Here is an 18,711-nt window from a genome sequence, read left to right on the forward strand (position 1 = left end):
TAGATATGAAATTTGGAATTTTATTTGGCGCTAGAAGCTACGAGCATGAAATCAGCATCGTAAGCGCAATAGCTCTAAAAAACATGCTTAAAATCGAGCCGGTGTTTGTATTTTGCGATAAATTTAGGGAGTTTTATCTAATCGAAGCAAAAGACATGAAGGCAAATTTCTTTAGCTCGGGCAACTATAAAAAGAGTAAAAAGCTACTGCTTAAAAACGGCGGATTTTTTGCGGGCGGGATGTTTGGCGAGAAAAAGATAGAGGTTGATGTGTTTATAAATTTGATACACGGCATGGACGGAGAAGACGGCAAAATGGCTGCCTTGCTTGATTTTTACGAGATAAGATATATCGGTCCTAGGCTTGAAGCAAGCGCGATGAGTTACAACAAAGAGCTAACCAAGCTTTTAGCCGTAAAAGCAGGCGTTAAGGCGCTAAAATACGAAGTCTTGCGCAGGGGCGATACACTAAATTTAGCGCTTCCCGTCATACTAAAACCTGTTCGCCTAGGCAGCTCTATCGGAGTAAGCGTGGTAAAGGATGATGGCGAGCTTGAGTATGCACAGGACGTGGCGTTTGAGTTTGACACTCAGGTTTTGGTTGAGCCGTTTATAGAGGGCGTGAAGGAATATAACCTAGCAGGCTGCAAGATAGACGGCAAGATAAAATTTTCGATCATCGAAGAGCCAAAAAAGAAAGAATTCCTTGACTACGAGCAAAAATACATGAGCTTTTCAAGCGAGAGTAGAGCAAAAGAAGCCGATATAAGCGAGGCTCTTATGGCAAAACTAAAAGAGAGTTTTGAGAGAATTTATAGCTGTGGATTTGACGGAGCGCTTATCAGATGTGATTTTTTCGTGATAGATGATGAAGTCTATCTAAACGAGATAAATCCAAATCCCGGAAGCCTTGCAAACTATCTATTTAGCGACTTTGAAGAGACTATAAATTCGCTCGCTAAAAACTTGCCAAAAGAGCGCGATATAAAGATAGATTATCAGTTTATAAACTCAATCACATCGGCTAAAGGAAAGCTGTAAATTTTAAGTAGAAAGCAGGGGAAGAGTGACCCCCTGCAAATTTTAAGATATATCAGAAATCATATCTTATGTTAGCAAAAAATGTTCTGCCGTCGCCAAAAAATCCCTCTGTATACTCGTAAGCCTTATCAAATAGATTATCCACGCCCACATCTACGTTAAGATTTTTCGTAATATTTGCGATAAATTTTACGTTTGTGACCATAAATCCACCGGGTTTAAATGTGCCGTCACTATTGCTTTGTCTGCCTGTTTCGCCCTCTTGGCTTATGTAAAGGCTAAATTTAGGAGCGATCTTAAGATCTGCATACAAAAAGCCTTTGTGTTTTGGGATACCCGTTAGATAAACCCCATCTTTGCCTGAATCTGCGTGCATATATGTGTAGTTTGCACCCATTTTTAAATTACTCATCAAATTTGCATGAGCTTCGAATTCAAACCCATAGATATCGGAGTTACCTATATTTTGAAATTGTCCAATTTTTTTAGGCTTTGTTTGCACTACTATAGTCTCAAATTTCTTTCTGATATCAGAATAAAATATTGCGGCATTAAGCCTAAAATCATCACCGAACTTCTTACTATAACCAACTTCATAGTGATATGCCTCTTCAGCTTTCAAATCAGGATTTGGGATAAATCTACCAAATCTAAACGAGTATCTATCTTTAATAGTTGGAAACCTTGTTTTTTTGGCAAAGCCAAGCATAAGCTCATCTTCATCCGTAAAACTATGTTTAAATATGGCTTGATAGTTAAACGATCCGTCTTTTTTGGTTGGATGTTCATATAGTCTCTTTTTGGCTTTAGGATTACTCTCCCAAGCAGGTATGCCGTAGTGCTCTGCTTTGATAGCCTTTCTTGAGTCATAGCTTATACCTGTTGTTAAATTAGTTCTCTCTGTAAAGAAATAGGTATGCTCAAGTGCAAGCGATAGTGTCTCATCCTCATATCTTTGCACAGGCACGTCTATATCGCTTTCTCTATGCACATCCCTTTTGTAGCTTGGTGCAAATTTAAGGATATTATTTTCGCCTATATTTGCTCCAACCTCAAATCCAAATCCGTAAGTATAGTCATTGTATTTACTTTTGAAACCTCTTTTGCCAGGTGCCGATTGGTTAAAATTACTATCGCTCATATTGTGAAGCGAGTTTTTAAACTTATCATAGTATGCTTTTGACTTGACATACCAGTTGTTAAAATCAGTATTGGATAGAAAATAAATACTCTCTTTATTCCACTGCGGCCAATACCAGTAAGAATCGCTAAAGAAATCCGTCTTATCCCTACCTTCATAAAGCCTACCGGTTTTTTCACCTTCTTGCTTTGAATAGCTGATAACGTATTCATCGCTATCGGTAGGAGTAAAACCGAGTTTTAATCCTACTTTTTTATCTCTACTTTCAACATGGCTATGATCTTTTACAAAATCATGATTCGAGGTCATAGGATTACCGTCATTTTCGATAAAGCTTCCATTAACTTGAACATAAAAAAGCTCCTGCTTGGTAGCAACTCTAGCATCTACAATATTGGTAAGCGTTCCGCTATCCTTGCCGGCCCTTGCTCCGTAACCCAAAGAGGCCTCGAGCTCTCTTGTGGGCTTTAAACTTACTATATTTATAGCGCCGCCAAGAGCGTTTGGTCCGTACAAAACACTACTTGCACCTTTGCTTATATCTATACGAGAAAGATCGTAAGTGGTAAATCTACTTAAATCCATGTTTCCATCATAAGGCACATAGACAGGAATTCCGTCTATATAAACGGGGATTTGAGTAGAGCTAAGACCTCTAATTGATATAGAGGTTTCATTTCTAGCATAAGCTCCTCCTCTTAAGCTAACTCCGGGAGTAAGTTTAGCTATGTCACTTACAGTTTTAGCATTGTTTAATTGAATAGTCTTTTTGTTTACCACAGATACGTTTGGTGTCGATACACCTTCATCTTTTGCAGTAACTTCGACTACACCAAGAGTAAATATCTCTGCATGCAAGCAGACGCAAAGCACAGCACTTAAAGCTATAGACTTTTTCATTAAAGCAGTCCTCCTTAAATTAAATTTTTATATAGAGATAATGCCCTAATTTTCATTAAAATATATTTAATAAATTTTATAATTTTATTTATTTTTGAGATGAAATTTTAATATTATTCTTCTAATTTAGCCGAATTTAAAGGCTTATTTGTTATATTTTATGTAAAATTTTACATAAAAGAGCAAAAAATGACTACATTTAGCAAAGATGAAATCTACACCGCCACCGAAGTTGTTAGAAATTTTAGCACTGTTCTTACCAAAGTGGGCTCGGCACAGATAAAGCGAGCCGTCATCGTAAAAAATAATAAATTTGAAGCGGTTTTACTAAATATGGCCGAATACGAGCGCTTATGCGAGGCAGTGGAAGTTTTGCAAACTATATATTCGTCAAGAAAAAAGGGCGAAAATGGCGAGTAAGGAGATAATATACAAAGGCAAAGGCTACCAAATCAGCTACGAGATGCTAAATTTATCAAACGAACACGCGATAGTCTTTTTACACGGCTGGGGAGCAAGCAAAGAGATAATGAAAAAGGCTTTTGGCAAATTTCTAACTGGTTTTAAGCATATCTACATCGACATGCCCGGTTTTGGCGCTTCAAATATGCACGAGCCGCTTTATACGAAAGATTACGCCGAGATTATGAGACTGTTTTTACAAGAGATAAACATAACCCCAACTCTTATCATCGGGCACTCGTTTGGCGGCAAGGTCGCAACCCTGCTAAAGCCTGCAAATTTAGCTCTTTTAAGCAGTGCCGGCATAGTTACCAAAAAGCCGTTTTTTGTGAGATTTAAGATTGCTATTTTTAAAATTTTAAAAGCGCTTGGATTTGGCTTCTTGTATAAATTTTTTGCCACAAAAGATGTAAAAGGCATGAGCAAGCAGATGTATGAAACGCTTAAAAACGTCGTAAATGAGGACTTTACAAGCGAATTTAAAGACTACAAGGGCAGGGCGTTCATATTTTGGGGCGAAGATGATAGCGCAACTCCGCTAAAAAGCGGCGAGCAGATACATAGACTCATAGCAAATAGCGATTTTCATCCGCTTAAAGGCGATCACTTCTTTTTCTTGCTGCATGCAAATTATATCAACGGAGTTATCAACTCTGAATTAAATTTAAAGCCAAATGAGGAGCTAAAATGAGTGAAAATTTAACGCAAATTTTAATCCAAATCGGACTTGTCGCCTCGCATATCTTATTTACTCTTGCGCTTGGATTTTATCTCATCACATGCCTTCAGTGGTTTTCGTATAAATTTGAGCGAGTGCTTTTTCACTTCACAAAGCCCGCCTGGCACGTATTTTTTGCGATCATTCCTATCGTGCTTTACTATACGACAGGTAAGTTTTTTTGGATATATTTTTACTTTGCAATGGTGCCAAGTCTTTATCTATGGCACAAAAAGCTTGATAAAAAGCTGGTTTTTACGCCTAGAATCAAGCGATTTTTCATCATACTTGCACTTGCTTTGGTGCTTGAAAATGTATTTTGTTTCATCTCCGCAAAATGTCAAAATTTAGGTGTTATCTTGCCGCTTACACTTTCGTTTATCCTTAGTTTTATGCTTGAAAAAATGAATTTTAAAGTTTACGAAAAATCGGCTGTTAAAAAACTTGAAGGTATGAAAGAGCTTAAGATTATCCTTATAACGGCAAGTTTTGGCAAGACGAGCATCAAAAATTTCTTATTTGAGATCTTAAAAGATGATTTTAGATGCCATAAAACTCCTCGCAGCGTAAATACCCTAGCAGGACTTATCCAAGATATAAACAACAATCTTGCCGCCGATACGCAAATTTATATAGCCGAAGCAGGGGCTAGACTAAAGGGTGATATCGCTGAGATAACGGCCTTTTTGCAGCCTCAAATCGTAATCGTAGGCGAAATAGGGGCTCAACATATCGAATACTTTAAAACACTTGATAATATCCGCTCAACCAAGCTTGAAGCGCTTGGCTCCAAACAGCTTGAAAAGGCTTTCGTGCATAGCTCAACACTAGCAAAAGAGAGCGAAAAAGTGGAAATTTTTGATAAAAATTTAAAGGATATAAAGGCAAATTTAGAAGGCATAAATTTTAGCCTTGATGAAGTTGAATTTAGCTCGCCTTTGCTTGGCAAATTTAACTGCTCAAACTTAGCCGTTTGTGTTAAAACCGCTCTTTATTTAGGGCTCGAGCCGGCAAAAGTTCAAAATTTGATATCTAAGCTTAAAAATGTCGAGCATAGGCTTCAAAGGATTGATGCGGGCGGCAAAATCATAATAGATGATAGCTTTAATGGCAACTTTAACGGCATGAGTGCGTCTTATGAGCTTGTTTCAAGCTATGAAGGTCGCAAAGTGCTGATAACTCCGGGAATAGTCGAAAGCACTGCTGAAGAAAATGAAAAACTAAGCAAAATTATAAATGAAACTTTTGACGTAGTGATGATATCAAGCTCACTAAACGCAATCGCACTGCTTAAATATCTTACAAAACCAAAGATAATCATCATAAAAGATAAGTCAAAAATGCAAGAAATACTAGCTCAAAAAACCAAAGCAGGGGATCTGATACTATTTTCAAACGACGCGCCTAACTTTATGTAATAAATTTGGGCTTTTATAAAGCCCAAAAATTGATTATAAGGCACGTTAAAAAACTACTTTAAAAAGCCAATACTTTCCAAAATCTTTAGAAAAATAGAGCTAAAATTTCAAAGATAAATTTTTCATTTGCATTTTTGCGTCAAAGTTCGCTTTTTAGGCAAAAATTTAAAAGCACTGTGTTTATATCTAACACACAAATTACTTCAGATTTCTCAAGCCAGAAGAGCTCATTTATAATCTAGCTTCACTATTGCCAATCATCAATTATGACTGATACAGTGTGTTATATTGGTGTTTCTTAAAAGCAGATTTTGGTTTTAAGCAAAAGAGAAATTCCTCTGCATACACATCAACACATCCAACAAAAAGTTGCATTTTACTCATTGCGTTTTATGCTGTTTTATTTTATGATAAAATCTATAAAAAGGTTAAATGCAAACTATTTTCATCATTTTGTATTGAAAACTATAATTTTCAAATTAATATTTATATTTTCAAGATACGCTTTTCGAATATAAATCAAAGCTCTATATATACGATATTTTATAAACTTTACATTTTGTATATTTTAAATTTATCCATTAAATTTAATGTGATATTTTACGCTTGATTTCATATATTTTTCTATATATTAACAAAAACCTTCTCTTTTATAAAATTCCTAAAAATTAAATTTATGCAACTAATGATAAAATAAACTTTGAAAAAACTAAGGAGAGTATAAAATGGAAATAAAACATATAGAAGAAAGCTACGATAGCATACCTTATGTATCACAATCTTTCAAATATTCCCACCCTCATAAATTAGAAGCTATAGCGAAACTTTTGTTGCTTGATCCACCTAATGCTTCAAAGGCAAAAATTTTAGAGATAGGATGTTCTTTTGCTGGAAACCTGATACCTTTTGCCCTGAATAATCAAGAAGCAACATTGGTTGGAATTGACTTATCTGGCACTCAAATAGAAAAAGGAAATAAGATTATCGGTGAAATTGGAATAGAAAATTTAAAACTATATCAAAAAGATATATGCGAAATGAGCGATGAACTAGGAAAGTTTGATTACATAATAGCTCACGGTGTATACAGCTGGGTTCCAAAAGAGGTTCAAGACGCTATTTTAAAGACCATAAAAAATTTACTATCCCCAAATGGAATCGCTTACGTATCTTACAATACCTACCCTGGATGGAAAAACAAGTCGATTATAAGAGATTTTATTGATATTTTTATGCCAAAAAATAAATTTTCCCCGCAAGAACAAGTTAAATTTTTAAGAGAAAATCTGAAATTTCTAAAAAGTTATATGAGCGCTATAGGTTTTTCTGACAAACAAAAAAACCTTATAAGCACCATAGACAGCTTAGATACGAATGATGACAGTTATATATTTCACGAGTATTTTGAAATTTTCAATGATCCTTGCTTTTTTTATGAATTTATAGAACATATAGAAAAATACGAGCTTGGCTATCTTGTTGATTCCAATCTAATATTTTCCTTAAATAACGCATACGATCAGCAACTATCAAATATAGTTAAAAATTTTAATAATATGGAGCCAAGAATAGCCATAGAGCAATTCTTTGATTTTACGGCAGGGATGTCCTTTAGAAGAAGTATCATAACACATAAGGAAAATTTAGCGAAAGCAAGACTTGATAAAACATTTAGTAAAAAAGTTTTAGATGAGCTAAATTTACTCGGATCATTTATGATTAAGGACAATAAAATATTTGATTCAAAAAATAAAGAGATAAATAGTAGAGTGATAAAAATAGTAAATATTTTAAACTCATCCTTCCCTTCTACAATCTCTATCAAAGATCTTGTGGAGATGTTTGATGAAAATGATAAAAATCAAGTTTATGCAGATATTATATCGCTGATCATTAACGATAGCGTGGATATACTACCAAATCCTATAGTTTGCGTTAAATACAACCCTGGCAAAAGCAAAATAAAAAATATCTATAAAAGATACATTAAATATTTTTTGAATAACGATGAGCGAATCATATCATTTTCCAACTATCTAAACGAAATAATAGGAAAATTTGGCAAAGAGGAATTTGAGATAATGCTAGCTTTTGATGGGCAAAATAGTATTAAAGATATCAAAAGACTACTAAAAGAAAAAAATATAGAGATGCAAAGAAAAAATGAAAAAGGCGAGCTCGAAAAAGTAGATAAAAACGAAGCAATAGATATCTATACTACTGGTTTAGTTGAAAAGATGATCAGAAATAATATGTTTGAGTTAATTTAGTCCTTATGTTTTTTTGGATAGTCAAAAAACAAAGCACGGTTTTCATGCTCTTTGATCTCTTTAAAAGAGCATTCAAATTCTACGCAAAATATCCCGCAAGTAGGGATATTGCCTATTACGGCATCGCTTAGAAGCTCACAAATTTCAGTTATAGTGTCGTTGTGCGATACGATAAATACGCTATTTAGCCTATCATCAAGCCCTCTTATAAACTCAAGCATATCACTCACACCAGCTTCGTAAAACATATTTATAAATTCTATCTTGCTTTTAAATTTAACCGCATCAGCCATCTTATTAGCAGTTTTTGCACAGCGTTTAGCAGGGCTTGAAAAGATCGCATCCGCCCTCACCTTATGCTTTTTAAGCCTATCGCACATCAAAGCCAGATCTTTCTTGCCTCGTTCGTTTAGATCGCGTTCAAAGTCGTTTTCATATTCTTTTTGAGCTGCTTTTGCATGCCTTATAAAGTAAATTTTTTTCATATTCACTCCTATTTATACGCCCTATTTCTGGCTATTTGCTTGATGCGCTCTATCTCTAAAGCGCTAAATCCGGACTTTAGTCTAGCCTCTTCGTTTAGCTCCCTGCTTTGCATAAACGAATTTGGATAAATTCTCTGAACGATAGCGATATACTCGTTTGGATCGACGTTTTTACGCTCACACTCAAATTTAAACCACCTATCGCCCTTGCTGACATGTGAAATTTCCTCATCCAAAATCACTTGCAAAATCTCTTTTAAGGCAGCTTTCGTATCGTTATTTTCAAGTTTTTTAAGCATAAAAGCATTTGCATCAAGTCCGTTTGCCTCCATATATCTTGGAAGCACAGCCATACGCTCAAGCAGTGAGTTTTCAGTCATCTTAAGCGCTACAAAAAGTCCGTTGTGAACTTGCATATCGCCGTATTTCACGCCAAAATTTTGCATATATTGTTCAATCATCTCAAAGTGCCTGATCTCATCTTCAGCCACCTCAAGCCAGTCGTCATAATACCGCTTAGGAAGCCCTCGGAAGCGATAAGCCGCATCAAGCGCTATATCTATGGCGCTATATTCGATATGAGCGATCGAGTGAAGGAAAGCTGCGTCTTTATTTTGCTTGCTTGATTTTTTATCCAGATTTTTCATCTCTACTACATCGCAAAATTTAGCGTAGCTTGGCTCTTTAAGCTCTAAAATTTCGCCGTCATCGACTATCTCGTAATGCCCTACTTTGTAGCCACTATAAAATCTCTTAAATTCGGCAAATTTTTTATCCCTGTCACCACAAAGTAAAATTTCACCAAGCTCTTTAAAAAATCTCATAAAATTCTCGCTTTCATTACAAAATACCCTACTGTAAAGCCTATTATATGCGCATACCAAGCGACATTTACGCCCATTATCAAAGGCACGAAACTCATAAGCAAGATAGCTATTAAAAGCCCTTTGGCACTGCTTCTATCAAGAAATGCCATGATGCCAAGAAGCACGCTTATGGCTCCGCTTGCTCCGACTAAATTTATAAAATTTCCGTTAAATTCATAGGCAAAATAGATATAAACAAAGCTTAAAAGCGAAGTAGCTATGCCTCCAAGGAGATAAACTAGGCTAAATTTTAAAGCTCCAAGTTCGCGTTCCAAAATAGAGCCAAACTGAAAAAGAACCGCCATATTCATAAGTAAGTGAGTTAAATTTCCGTGCATAAACATCGAGCTTAGTGGTTGCCAGAAAAAATTTTGATCTAAAAGTAGCAAATTTAGCCCGAAAACCAAATTTAAATCACTATCTTGAATAATGAAATTTATAAGAAAATATACCAAACAGTTAAAAGCTATCAAAAAAGGGGTTGCATACAATCAAAATCCTTTTAAAAGCCTTTAAATTTTAACTCTGCCAAAGCCTGCAAATCTATTTGAGCTAAGATATGTAGAGCTACATTTTTTACAGCTTACCACATAGGAATTTATCTTTTTTCCGCCTGCTTTATGCTTATTTTTTTGAGAAAAATTTATGACTCCTTTTTTACTTTCCTTCCCGGAATGATGTATAAATTCTATAGTTCCATCGCTATATATATCGCTTACTATGCCTATATGCGTAATTATTTTTGTCTTTTTATAATTTTTTGTTTTGTTTGTAGTGTTGTTAAAAAATATCAAATCTCCTACTTTTGGGTTCTCTTGAAAAATCATATCCTGATTTTTATATAGATTAAAAATAGCCTCCGATTTAAAACCATATTTAGTATAAAACTTTTCTAAATTAGCCTCTTTAAAATATATATTGTTATTTTTCTTATTTATTAAGGATACAAATCCTGAGCAATCTTTTCCATTTTTCTTTCCAAGATATCCATTTATCATTTTTGAAATATAAGATGCCTTGGCCGCATAATATACTCCAGTATGATCAAATTCTGCAAATTTGATATGAGTTTGATTATCTTTTATTTCTTCTATTGTGTTTGGTATTTGTTTTTGATCTAAATTCGGAGTTAAGTGAGAACAACCTGATAGAAAAAAGCAGCTTAACATTGTGATTAAAATAGACTTTTTAAATTTCAATTTATATCCTAAGTTTTTATTAAGCGATTAAAATTATATAGATAATTGGGTAAAAAAGGCTTTAAATGACTTAAATTTTCTTTTTATAAGTTAAATTGCGTTATAATCGCTATCTTATAAGGATTTAATTATGTTTTATTTGGAAATAGAAGGAAATAGTAAATTAAGCGGAGAGGTCGCTATAAGCGGTGCTAAAAACGCGGCATTACCGCTTATAGCATCAACGTTGATAATGAAAGATGATGTGGTACTAGAAAATATCCCAAATGTTGCAGATATAAAGACTCTTGCGACTTTACTTGTAAATTTAGGTGCGAAGTGCGATTTTTTAGACTCTCATATACTAAAAATCAATACAAACAATATAAACTCTACTAAGGCAAACTACGATATAGTCCGTAAAATGCGCGCTTCCATCTTGGTTCTTGGACCCTTACTAGCCAGATTTGGACATTGCGAAGTAAGCTTGCCCGGAGGTTGCGCCATAGGCCAGCGCCCGATAGATCTGCACTTAAGCGCACTTGAAAAGATGGGTGCAAATATCGAAATAAAACAGGGCTATGTAGTAGCTACCGCGCCAAATGGCTTGCACGGAGCCGATATTGTATTTGACAAGATTACAGTTACAGGAAGTGAAAATATCATAATGGCGGCCGCCTTAGCGCACGGCACCACACGTCTTACAAACGTAGCAAAAGAGCCTGAGGTAGTGCAGCTATGCGAGGTTTTAGCAGATGTCGGAGTGTATATAGAAGGAATCGGGACTAATGAACTTACTATTAAGGGCACGGGTCAAAACCTCATAACCTCTAAAAATATAAGAGTAATTCCAGACAGAATAGAGGCTGGCACCTACCTTTGCGCAGGTGCTATTACAAATTCTAAAATCACAATAACAAATGCCAATGCAAATCACCTAAAGGCTATATTAACCAAATTTAACGAGATGGGCTTTGGCATAGAAATTAATGACGACAAAATAACCATACTTCCTACGGATAAAATAAAGCCTGTAGAGATAGTAACAACAGAATATCCCGGCTTTCCAACCGATATGCAAGCTCAATTTATGGCTCTTGCGCTAATTGCAGACGGAGTTAGTGTGATTGATGAAAGATTATTTGAAAATCGTTTTATGCACGTAAGCGAACTTAGCAGAATGGGCGCTGATATACGTTTAAACGGGCATATAGCAAGCATATATGGAGGAGAGAAGCTAAACGCAGCAGATGTCATGGCTACTGATCTTAGAGCCTCTTCAGCCCTTGTTCTTGCAGCTCTTGCAAGCGATGGAACAAGCAAGGTGCATAGAATTTATCACCTTGACCGAGGTTATGAAAATTTAGAAATAAAGCTCGCAGAACTAGGAGCTAAAATAAAAAGATTGGAAGAGTGATAATGATAGTAAATGAAGCTTTAAAAACTATATTTGATAGTGTAAAATCGAGTAATAATAGTGAATTTGTAAGCATATCCATGGCAGTAGGAGAAATTTTAGCCGAGAATATAATCGCCGTAAAAGATTTGCCTGCATTTGATAACTCGGCATTGGACGGCTATGCTATGAAATTTGCCGATAAAAACAAACCTCTAAAAGTTATAGACGCTGTTTTTGCAGGAGATAGCAAAGATACATCGATAAAAGATGGCGAGTGTATAAAGATAATGACAGGCGCAAAAATGCCAAAAGGTGCAGATACCGTGGCTAGACTTGAGGATGTTATCATAGAGGATGAAAAAGTCATAGTAACCGATAAAACAAGAGCCTATGATGCATTTAGGCATAGAGGAGAAGAGGTAAAAGTAGGAGATGAGCTTATCAGCGCAGGCACCAGACTGGCTCCAGCTCATATAATGATGCTCGCGGCTCAAGGCATCTCTCGTGTAAAAATATTGGTAAAGCCAAAAATAGGTATTTTCTCAAGCGGAGATGAGATAATAGAGCCTTGGCAAATAGCCAATGAGAATCAAATTTATAACGCAAATGCCGAAGCAATAGCTGCCATACTGTTAAATTTCGGTTTCAAAAGTAGCTATTTGGGGATAATAAAAGATGATTTAAACGAGACTATAAATTCGTTTCAAAATGCAAATTTTGATGTGATTATTTGTTCTGGTGGGGCTAGTAAAGGTGAAGCTGACTATATGAAAACCGCTCTGCTTTCGCTTGGTTTCAAAGAACTTTTTGAACATATAAATGTTAGACCTGGTCGCCCATGCAAGGCATACTCTAAAGATTCAAAATTAGTTTTTATACTTCCTGGAAATCCTATGGCAGCCTTTTTACTCGCATTTTTGCTTGTAGTGCCATTTTTAAACGGCAAAAATTTGATGCAAGTTGAAGCGGAAGCCTATCAGGATCTAAAGATAAAGTCCGGACGTCAGAATATAGTATTAGGAACACTAAAAGATGGTAAATTTCATATAACAGATAACAATAAATTTGGTTCAGGTATGATATTGCCTCTAGTAAAAAGTAACGCCATCTACCTTTCTGATTTCGATCAAAACGAGATAAAAAAAGGTGATAAGATTTTTATTTATAAAATTTCTTGACAAACGGTGATGATTTTGATAGAATTGCGACTTCTTATCCGCGGGAATAGCTCAGGGGTAGAGCACAACCTTGCCAAGGTTGGGGTCGCGAGTTCGAATCTCGTTTCCCGCTCCATCTTTTTTTTAATCTTTTTTTCTGTATTTTTATCCGCTAACTCTATTGCTTTAAACCCTATGTATTGCATAAATAGTGACTCTATAACCCTTAAAACATTAGGATATGATGGAAAAGATGAAGAAATTTTAAATTTAAACGGCAATAAGGCCGCTAAAATAAGCTCAAACCAGATAGCCAGTATCGCAAAGTCTCGCCTTATTAATTTTGAAGACAAAAGCGGTGGCGAGATGATTTTTGTAAAAGATTGTAGTGAGATTGAGAAACTTCAAAAAGAGTTTTTAATAGCCGTTACAAAAGAGTATCCTGATATCAAATTTATCAAATTTCCTGAAATTTCGGCACAAAACGAATTTCCTAAAGACTTCTCATCCTATAATCTAGATCAAATTTATATTAACTCTTTAAATAACTCAAAAGGAACCTTTAGAGCTATATTTAACGCAAACGGCATACAAAAAACATTTTTTTTCAGATATGAGTTTAAGGCTCTAATGCCTGTTTTAAAAGCTGTAAAAAATATCTCAATGAGGCATATTTTGGGCATTGCTGACTATAAAATGGATATGGTAAATTTTGATAATTTTTTAAAAGATTCTTTTACCAAGATTCCGTCATCAAGACTAATATCAAAACAAAACATTAAAAATGGCGAAATTCTTTTAAAAAGACAGTTTGAGTTTTTAACTCTTGTAAAAAGAAATGATAATATTCAAGCTGTTTTAAACGATGGTTCTTTAAGTGTAGTGATAGAGGTTAAAGCTCTTGAACATGGAAATTTGGGCGATATTATCAAAGTAAGAAGCAAGGATAACAAAACTTTTTATGCTACAATCGTATCTAAAAAACAAGCGATCATAAGATGAGAAAAATTCTAGTAGGCATTAGCGGGGCAAGTGGTGTAAATTTAGGCGTTAAGCTTGCTAATGAGATAGCTAAAACAAACGAGTGTCACGTCGTCGTAAGTAAAAACGCTAAACTTGTGCTTGAAAAAGAGCAAAAGCTAAATTTGGCTATCAAAAACGCTAAAATTTACGATGACAGCGATATCTCAGCAGCCGTAGCCTCAGGCTCATTTGGCATAGAAGCTAACATCATAGCGCCCTGCTCTATAAACACATTAGCAAAAATTCATGCAGGATTTAGCGACACTTTGCTAACTCGCGCGGCCGCAGTTGCACTTAAAGAGCGAAGAAAGCTGATCCTTGGCGTTCGCGAGATGCCGTTTTCTACGATCGCACTTAAGCAGATGGCAAAGCTTTCAAGCATGGGCGTTGTCATTGCGCCGCCTATTTTAGGGTATTATGCAGATATAAAAAGCGTAGAAGATATGGAAAATTTCATCATCGGCAAGTGGCTTGACGCTCTTGGCATAGAAAATCGAATTTATAAAAGATGGGGCGAAGAGTGAAAAAATCTTGCATATATCCGGGAACCTTTGATCCGATAACCAATGGACACATCGACGTTATCAAGCGTGCGACAAGGATTTTTGATAAGGTTATCGTAGGCGTTGCAAAAAGCGAGAGCAAGCAGCCGTATTTCGATATCCAAAAGCGCGTTGAGATGGCTAAAATCGCAACTGCAAATTTAAAAAACGTAAGTGTTATCAGCTTTGATAATCTGCTTGTGGATTTTGCCAAGAGTCACGATATAAACATCGTTATACGCGGGCTTCGCGCAGTTAGCGACTTTGAATACGAGCTTCAGATAGGCTATGCAAACGCCACGCTTTGGGATGAGTTTGAGACGGTTTATCTCATGCCAAGCCTTAAAAACGCCTTCATATCAAGCTCTATCGTGCGCTCGGTTTTAAGGCATAATGGCGATGTAAGCAAGCTTGTGCCAAATGAAATTTTAGAAATTTTAAAGGAAAAAAATTAGATGTATGTACTGTTTGAAGGGGTTGATGGGGTCGGCAAAAGCACTCAGATAAGAAGAGTTGCGAAATTTTACGAAAACTCCGTTATCACTCACGAGCCCGGCGGAACGAAGCTTGGCGAGAAGCTAAGAGAAATTTTGCTTGGCAAAAACTCGCTTAGCAAAGAGGCTGAAATTTTGCTATTTTTAGCCGATCGTGCCGAGCATTTTGATAAAATTATAAGCAAAAACGAAGATAAGATAGTTTTAAGCGATAGAGGGTTTGTCTCGGGCATGGCTTATGCGATGGCAAATGAAAGCCGTACAGGCAAAGCCTGCGACGAAGCGTATGTGCAAAAACTGCTTGAGTTTAATAAATTTGCTCTAAGAGGCAATCTGCCTCATAAGATAGTATTTTTCGAGGCGAATTTGGAGCTTTTAAACTCCCGCGTTTTTTCTCGCAAGCTTGATCATATAGAAAGTCGCGGGGCGGATTATCTGCTAAACGTGCAAGAGTGCATGAAGCGCGTTTTAGGCTTGCTTGATATAGAAATTTTAACCATAAATGCAAGCGATGAGATGGATAAAATAACAAATTTGATAAAGGAATTTATAGATGATTAGCGCATTAAGAGGGATGAAAGATCACCTGCCTCCAAGCGGGCAAACCTACGAATATATCATTAAAATTTGCGAAGAGGTGACGAAAAACTACGGATATAGCTTTATCATGACACCTCACCTTGAGCAAACCGCGCTTTTTAGGCGAAGTGTGGGCGAAAGTAGCGATATCGTGGGCAAAGAGATGTATCAGTTTATCGACAAGGGCGAAAACGACGTCTGCTTGCGCCCTGAAGGCACGGCAGGCACGGTTAGAGCGTTTATAGAAGCAAAGCTTGATAGAGCCGGAGGCGTTAGAAGATACTTTTATCACGGCTCGATGTTTCGCTATGAACGCCCGCAAAAGGGTCGCTTGCGCGAGTTTCACCAGTTTGGCTGTGAGTGCTTCGGCGAGGCAAGCGTCTATGAAGACGCAAGCGTGATCTTGATGATAAATGAAATTTTTACTAAGCTTAATATCAAAACTTCGCTTAAGATAAACTCGCTTGGAGATAGTAGCTGCATGCCTGCTTACCGCGAGAAGTTGCTTAAATTCTTAAGCTCGCATGAGGCTCTCATTTGCGAAGACTGCAAAAGACGCAAGGATACAAATCCTATCCGCGTGCTTGACTGCAAAGAGCAAAAATGCCAAGAAATTTACAAAGATGCGCCTTTGATAATCGATAATTTAAGCGCAGAGTGTAAGGCTGATTTTGATAAATTGCAAGAAATTTTAACCGCAAACGGCATAAAATTTGAGATAGATTCAAGGCTCGTGCGCGGGCTTGACTACTACTGTAAAACGGCTTTTGAATTTATAAGCGATGAGATAGGAAGCCAAAGTGCGGTCGCAGGCGGCGGAAGATACGATAAGCTAGTCGAATATCTAGGCGGCAAGGCAAGCTATGGGGTCGGCTTTGCTATGGGTATTGAGCGGATAATGGAAATTTTAAGCACGAGAGAGGCTAGCGCCAAACGCGAAGGAGTTTATATCTGCGCGCTTGATGAAATGGGAGTTGATCACATTTATAACCTCGGCACAAATTTAAGGAAAAAATATAAAACCGAGATAAGCTACGAGGCTAGAAATTTGCAAAAACATCTTAAAAACGCAGACAATAAAAACTGCGAAATTTTCCTCTGTGTGGGCGAAAATGAGCTAAAAGAGGGTAAAATTTGGTATAAAAATTTAAGCACAAAAGATGAACGCGTGCTAAATTTAGACGAACTTCAAGGAGTGCTAGGTGAATAACTACGGTTTAAATTTATGGGGCGATTCAAATTTCGTCATTGAAAACGGCAAAGTCTGTATAAATCACGGCTCAAAGCCGGCGATCATTGACATCGTAAAAGGTATCAGAGACGAAGGCTACAGAGGCCCTATGCTTCTGCGCTTTCCGCACCTTATACAAAAGCAAATCGAGCAAATTTACTCAAATTTCAAATCAGCCATCAAAGAATTTAGCTACAAAGGCAGCTTTAACGCCGTCTATCCGCTTAAGGTAAATCAATATCCGGGCTTTGTAAAAAACCTAGTTAAACACGGCAAAAAATACGGCTACGGACTTGAGGCGGGTTCAAAGGCAGAGCTTTTGCTCGTGATGGCCTACAACAACGAAGGCGCGCCGATAACGGTAAATGGATTTAAAGACAAAGAGATGATAAACATAGGCTTTATCGCCGCTGAGATGGGGCATAACATCACGCTTACCATCGAGGGTCTTAACGAGCTTGAAGCGATAATCGCAATCGCAAAAGAGCGCTTTAAACCAAAACCAAACATCGGACTTCGCATCAGACTTCACAGCTCGGGTTCTGGAATTTGGGCAAAAAGCGGCGGTATAAACTCCAAATTTGGACTAACGGCAACGGAGCTTATTGAAGCGGTAAATTTGCTAAAAGATGCGAATTTGCTGGATTGCTTTAATATGATCCACTTTCATATCGGCTCGCAGATAACCGAAATCCATCCGCTTAAAAAGGCTCTCATAGAAGCGGGCAACATATACGCAGAGCTACGAAAAATGGGGGCGAAAAATCTAAAAGCCATAAATTTAGGCGGCGGTCTAGCTATCGAATACTCGCAGTTTAAGGAAAATTCAAGCCGCAACTACACCCTAAGCGAATACGCAAACGACGTAGTTTACCTGCTAAAAACCATCGCCAACCAAAAAAACGAGCTTGAGCCTGATATATTTATAGAAAGCGGTCGCTTCGTAGCCGCCTCTCATGCAGTGCTCGTTGCGCCCGTGCTTGAGCTTTTCTCTCAGGATTACACAGAAGAAAAGCTTGCGCTTAAAAAGAAAAATCCTCAGCTCATAACCGAACTAGTCGATCTTTTAAACACGATAAAAGCGTCAAATGCGATGGAGTATCTGCACGATAGTATGGATCATATGGAAAGCATTTTAACGCTATTTGACCTTGGATATGTGGATCTGGTTGATCGCTCAAATGCAGAAATTTTAACCCACCTTATCATCAAAAAAGCGGTAAAAATGCTTGGAACTAAGCAAAATAATCCGGAGCTTTTAAAGCTACAAGAAGAGGTGCAAGAAAGATACCTGATAAATTTCTCGCTCTTTCAGTCGCTGCCTGATTTTTGGGGTTTAAAGCAAAATTTCCCTGTCATGCCGCTTCATAGGCTTGATGTGCGTCCTACCCGCTCGGCTTCGCTTTGGGATATCACCTGCGATAGTGACGGGGAGATTGGATTTGACGATGAGTTTAACCCTCTCTTTTTGCACGATATTGACGTGGAAAAAGAAGAGTATTTCTTGGGATTTTTCATGGTGGGAGCCTACCAAGAAGTGCTTGGCATGAAGCACAACCTCTTTACGCACCCGACGGAAGCTACGATCGAGATAGATGAGAGTGGATATAAAGTAGCTCACCTACTTGAGAGCCAATCAATCCTTGATATCATGGAGGATCTTGACTATGACATCTATGAAATTCAAGACACGCTAAACGAGCGAATCGAGAAATCAAAACTGGTTACCGACACACAAAAGAAACAAATTTTAGGCGAGATGTATCTCTTTTTAAACGATAACGGTTATCTAAAAACCATATCTTAAA

18 protein-coding genes and 1 tRNA gene are annotated in these 18,711 nt (G+C 36.9%); 14 read left to right on the forward strand and 5 right to left on the reverse strand.

What is annotated here, in order from left to right:
• Positions 1 to 5: 5 nt before the first annotated feature.
• Positions 6 to 1,040, forward strand: coding sequence for a D-alanine--D-alanine ligase (locus tag CDOMF_RS05390; protein WP_260951058.1), 1,035 nt, complete (start codon positions 6 to 8; stop codon positions 1,038 to 1,040).
• A 52-nt stretch (positions 1,041 to 1,092) separates the two neighbouring features.
• On the opposite strand, the gene CDOMF_RS05395 is transcribed toward CDOMF_RS05390, so the two are convergent.
• Positions 1,093 to 3,081, reverse strand: a complete 1,989-nt coding sequence (locus CDOMF_RS05395; RefSeq protein WP_260951059.1) for a TonB-dependent receptor plug domain-containing protein — start codon at positions 3,079 to 3,081, stop codon at positions 1,093 to 1,095.
• 189 nt (positions 3,082 to 3,270) lie between these two features.
• Here CDOMF_RS05395 and CDOMF_RS05400 point away from each other — a divergent pair, with 189 nt between their 5' ends.
• The 4 genes from CDOMF_RS05400 to CDOMF_RS05415 all read left to right on the forward strand — a co-directional run bounded on the left by CDOMF_RS05400 (position 3,271) and on the right by CDOMF_RS05415 (position 7,949).
• A complete protein-coding gene (locus CDOMF_RS05400) occupies positions 3,271 to 3,501 on the forward strand; it encodes a type II toxin-antitoxin system Phd/YefM family antitoxin (protein ID WP_260951060.1) in 231 nt (76 codons plus the stop codon).
• Positions 3,491 to 4,234, forward strand: coding sequence for an alpha/beta fold hydrolase (locus CDOMF_RS05405; protein WP_260951061.1), 744 nt, complete (start codon positions 3,491 to 3,493; stop codon positions 4,232 to 4,234). Before CDOMF_RS05400 ends, CDOMF_RS05405 begins: the two co-directional genes overlap by 11 nt.
• The gene (locus CDOMF_RS05410) at positions 4,231 to 5,679 is read left to right on the forward strand and encodes a Mur ligase family protein (protein ID WP_260951062.1); all 1,449 of its coding nucleotides are present in this window, start codon (positions 4,231 to 4,233) and stop codon (positions 5,677 to 5,679) included. The genes CDOMF_RS05405 and CDOMF_RS05410 overlap by 4 nt, the downstream gene beginning before the upstream one ends.
• 725 nt (positions 5,680 to 6,404) lie before the next feature.
• On the forward strand, positions 6,405 to 7,949 hold the full coding sequence (locus CDOMF_RS05415; protein WP_260951063.1) for a class I SAM-dependent methyltransferase: 1,545 nt from the start codon (positions 6,405 to 6,407) through the stop codon (positions 7,947 to 7,949).
• Here CDOMF_RS05415 and CDOMF_RS05420 read toward each other — a convergent pair.
• The 4 genes from CDOMF_RS05420 to CDOMF_RS05435 are packed head-to-tail and all read right to left on the reverse strand — an operon-like array spanning position 7,946 to position 10,499.
• Positions 7,946 to 8,434, reverse strand: a complete 489-nt coding sequence (locus CDOMF_RS05420; protein WP_260951064.1) for a SixA phosphatase family protein — start codon at positions 8,432 to 8,434, stop codon at positions 7,946 to 7,948. The two genes, CDOMF_RS05415 and CDOMF_RS05420, sit on opposite strands and share 4 nt — an antisense overlap.
• Before the next feature lie 8 nt (positions 8,435 to 8,442).
• Positions 8,443 to 9,258 (reverse strand): ferritin-like domain-containing protein, encoded by an 816-nt coding sequence (locus CDOMF_RS05425; protein WP_260951065.1) that lies wholly within the window; start codon positions 9,256 to 9,258, stop codon positions 8,443 to 8,445.
• Positions 9,255 to 9,791 carry a rhomboid family intramembrane serine protease gene (locus CDOMF_RS05430; protein WP_260951066.1) on the reverse strand — a complete coding sequence of 179 codons (537 nt, stop codon included), beginning with the start codon at positions 9,789 to 9,791 and terminating at the stop codon, positions 9,255 to 9,257. The genes CDOMF_RS05425 and CDOMF_RS05430 overlap by 4 nt, the downstream gene beginning before the upstream one ends.
• 21 nt (positions 9,792 to 9,812) lie before the next feature.
• Entirely contained in the window at positions 9,813 to 10,499 is a 687-nt protein-coding gene (locus CDOMF_RS05435; RefSeq protein ID WP_260951067.1) for a C40 family peptidase, read from the reverse strand.
• Between the two features lie 130 nt (positions 10,500 to 10,629).
• Here CDOMF_RS05435 and murA point away from each other — a divergent pair, with 130 nt between their 5' ends.
• The 9 genes from murA (at position 10,630) to speA (ending at position 18,710) form a co-directional block, all read left to right on the forward strand.
• Positions 10,630 to 11,895 carry a UDP-N-acetylglucosamine 1-carboxyvinyltransferase gene (gene murA, locus CDOMF_RS05440; RefSeq protein WP_260951068.1) on the forward strand — a complete coding sequence of 422 codons (1,266 nt, stop codon included), beginning with the start codon at positions 10,630 to 10,632 and terminating at the stop codon, positions 11,893 to 11,895.
• Positions 11,896 to 11,897: 2 nt separating this feature from the next.
• On the forward strand, positions 11,898 to 13,055 hold the full coding sequence (locus CDOMF_RS05445; protein WP_260951069.1) for a molybdopterin molybdotransferase MoeA: 1,158 nt from the start codon (positions 11,898 to 11,900) through the stop codon (positions 13,053 to 13,055).
• Between the two features lie 40 nt (positions 13,056 to 13,095).
• Positions 13,096 to 13,170 (forward strand) — tRNA-Gly (locus tag CDOMF_RS05450).
• 59 nt (positions 13,171 to 13,229) lie between these two features.
• On the forward strand, positions 13,230 to 14,036 hold the full coding sequence (flgA, locus tag CDOMF_RS05455) for a flagellar basal body P-ring formation chaperone FlgA (RefSeq protein WP_170020173.1): 807 nt from the start codon (positions 13,230 to 13,232) through the stop codon (positions 14,034 to 14,036).
• Positions 14,033 to 14,581, forward strand: a complete 549-nt coding sequence (locus CDOMF_RS05460) for a UbiX family flavin prenyltransferase (protein WP_260951070.1) — start codon at positions 14,033 to 14,035, stop codon at positions 14,579 to 14,581. The genes flgA and CDOMF_RS05460 overlap by 4 nt, the downstream gene beginning before the upstream one ends.
• Entirely contained in the window at positions 14,578 to 15,054 is a 477-nt protein-coding gene (gene coaD / locus CDOMF_RS05465; RefSeq protein ID WP_172128390.1) for a pantetheine-phosphate adenylyltransferase, read from the forward strand. Before CDOMF_RS05460 ends, coaD begins: the two co-directional genes overlap by 4 nt.
• Complete coding sequence (gene tmk, locus CDOMF_RS05470; RefSeq protein ID WP_260951071.1) at positions 15,055 to 15,654, forward strand: dTMP kinase; 600 nt, start codon at positions 15,055 to 15,057, stop codon at positions 15,652 to 15,654.
• Positions 15,647 to 16,882: a histidine--tRNA ligase gene (hisS, locus tag CDOMF_RS05475; protein WP_260951072.1), complete on the forward strand. Its 1,236-nt coding sequence runs from the start codon at positions 15,647 to 15,649 to the stop codon at positions 16,880 to 16,882. Before tmk ends, hisS begins: the two co-directional genes overlap by 8 nt.
• Positions 16,875 to 18,710, forward strand: coding sequence for a biosynthetic arginine decarboxylase (gene speA / locus CDOMF_RS05480; protein ID WP_260951073.1), 1,836 nt, complete (start codon positions 16,875 to 16,877; stop codon positions 18,708 to 18,710). Before hisS ends, speA begins: the two co-directional genes overlap by 8 nt.
• Position 18,711: the final 1 nt, after the last annotated feature.

Source organism: Campylobacter sp. RM16187, from assembly GCF_025319965.1.
Lineage (GTDB): Bacteria > Campylobacterota > Campylobacteria > Campylobacterales > Campylobacteraceae > Campylobacter_A.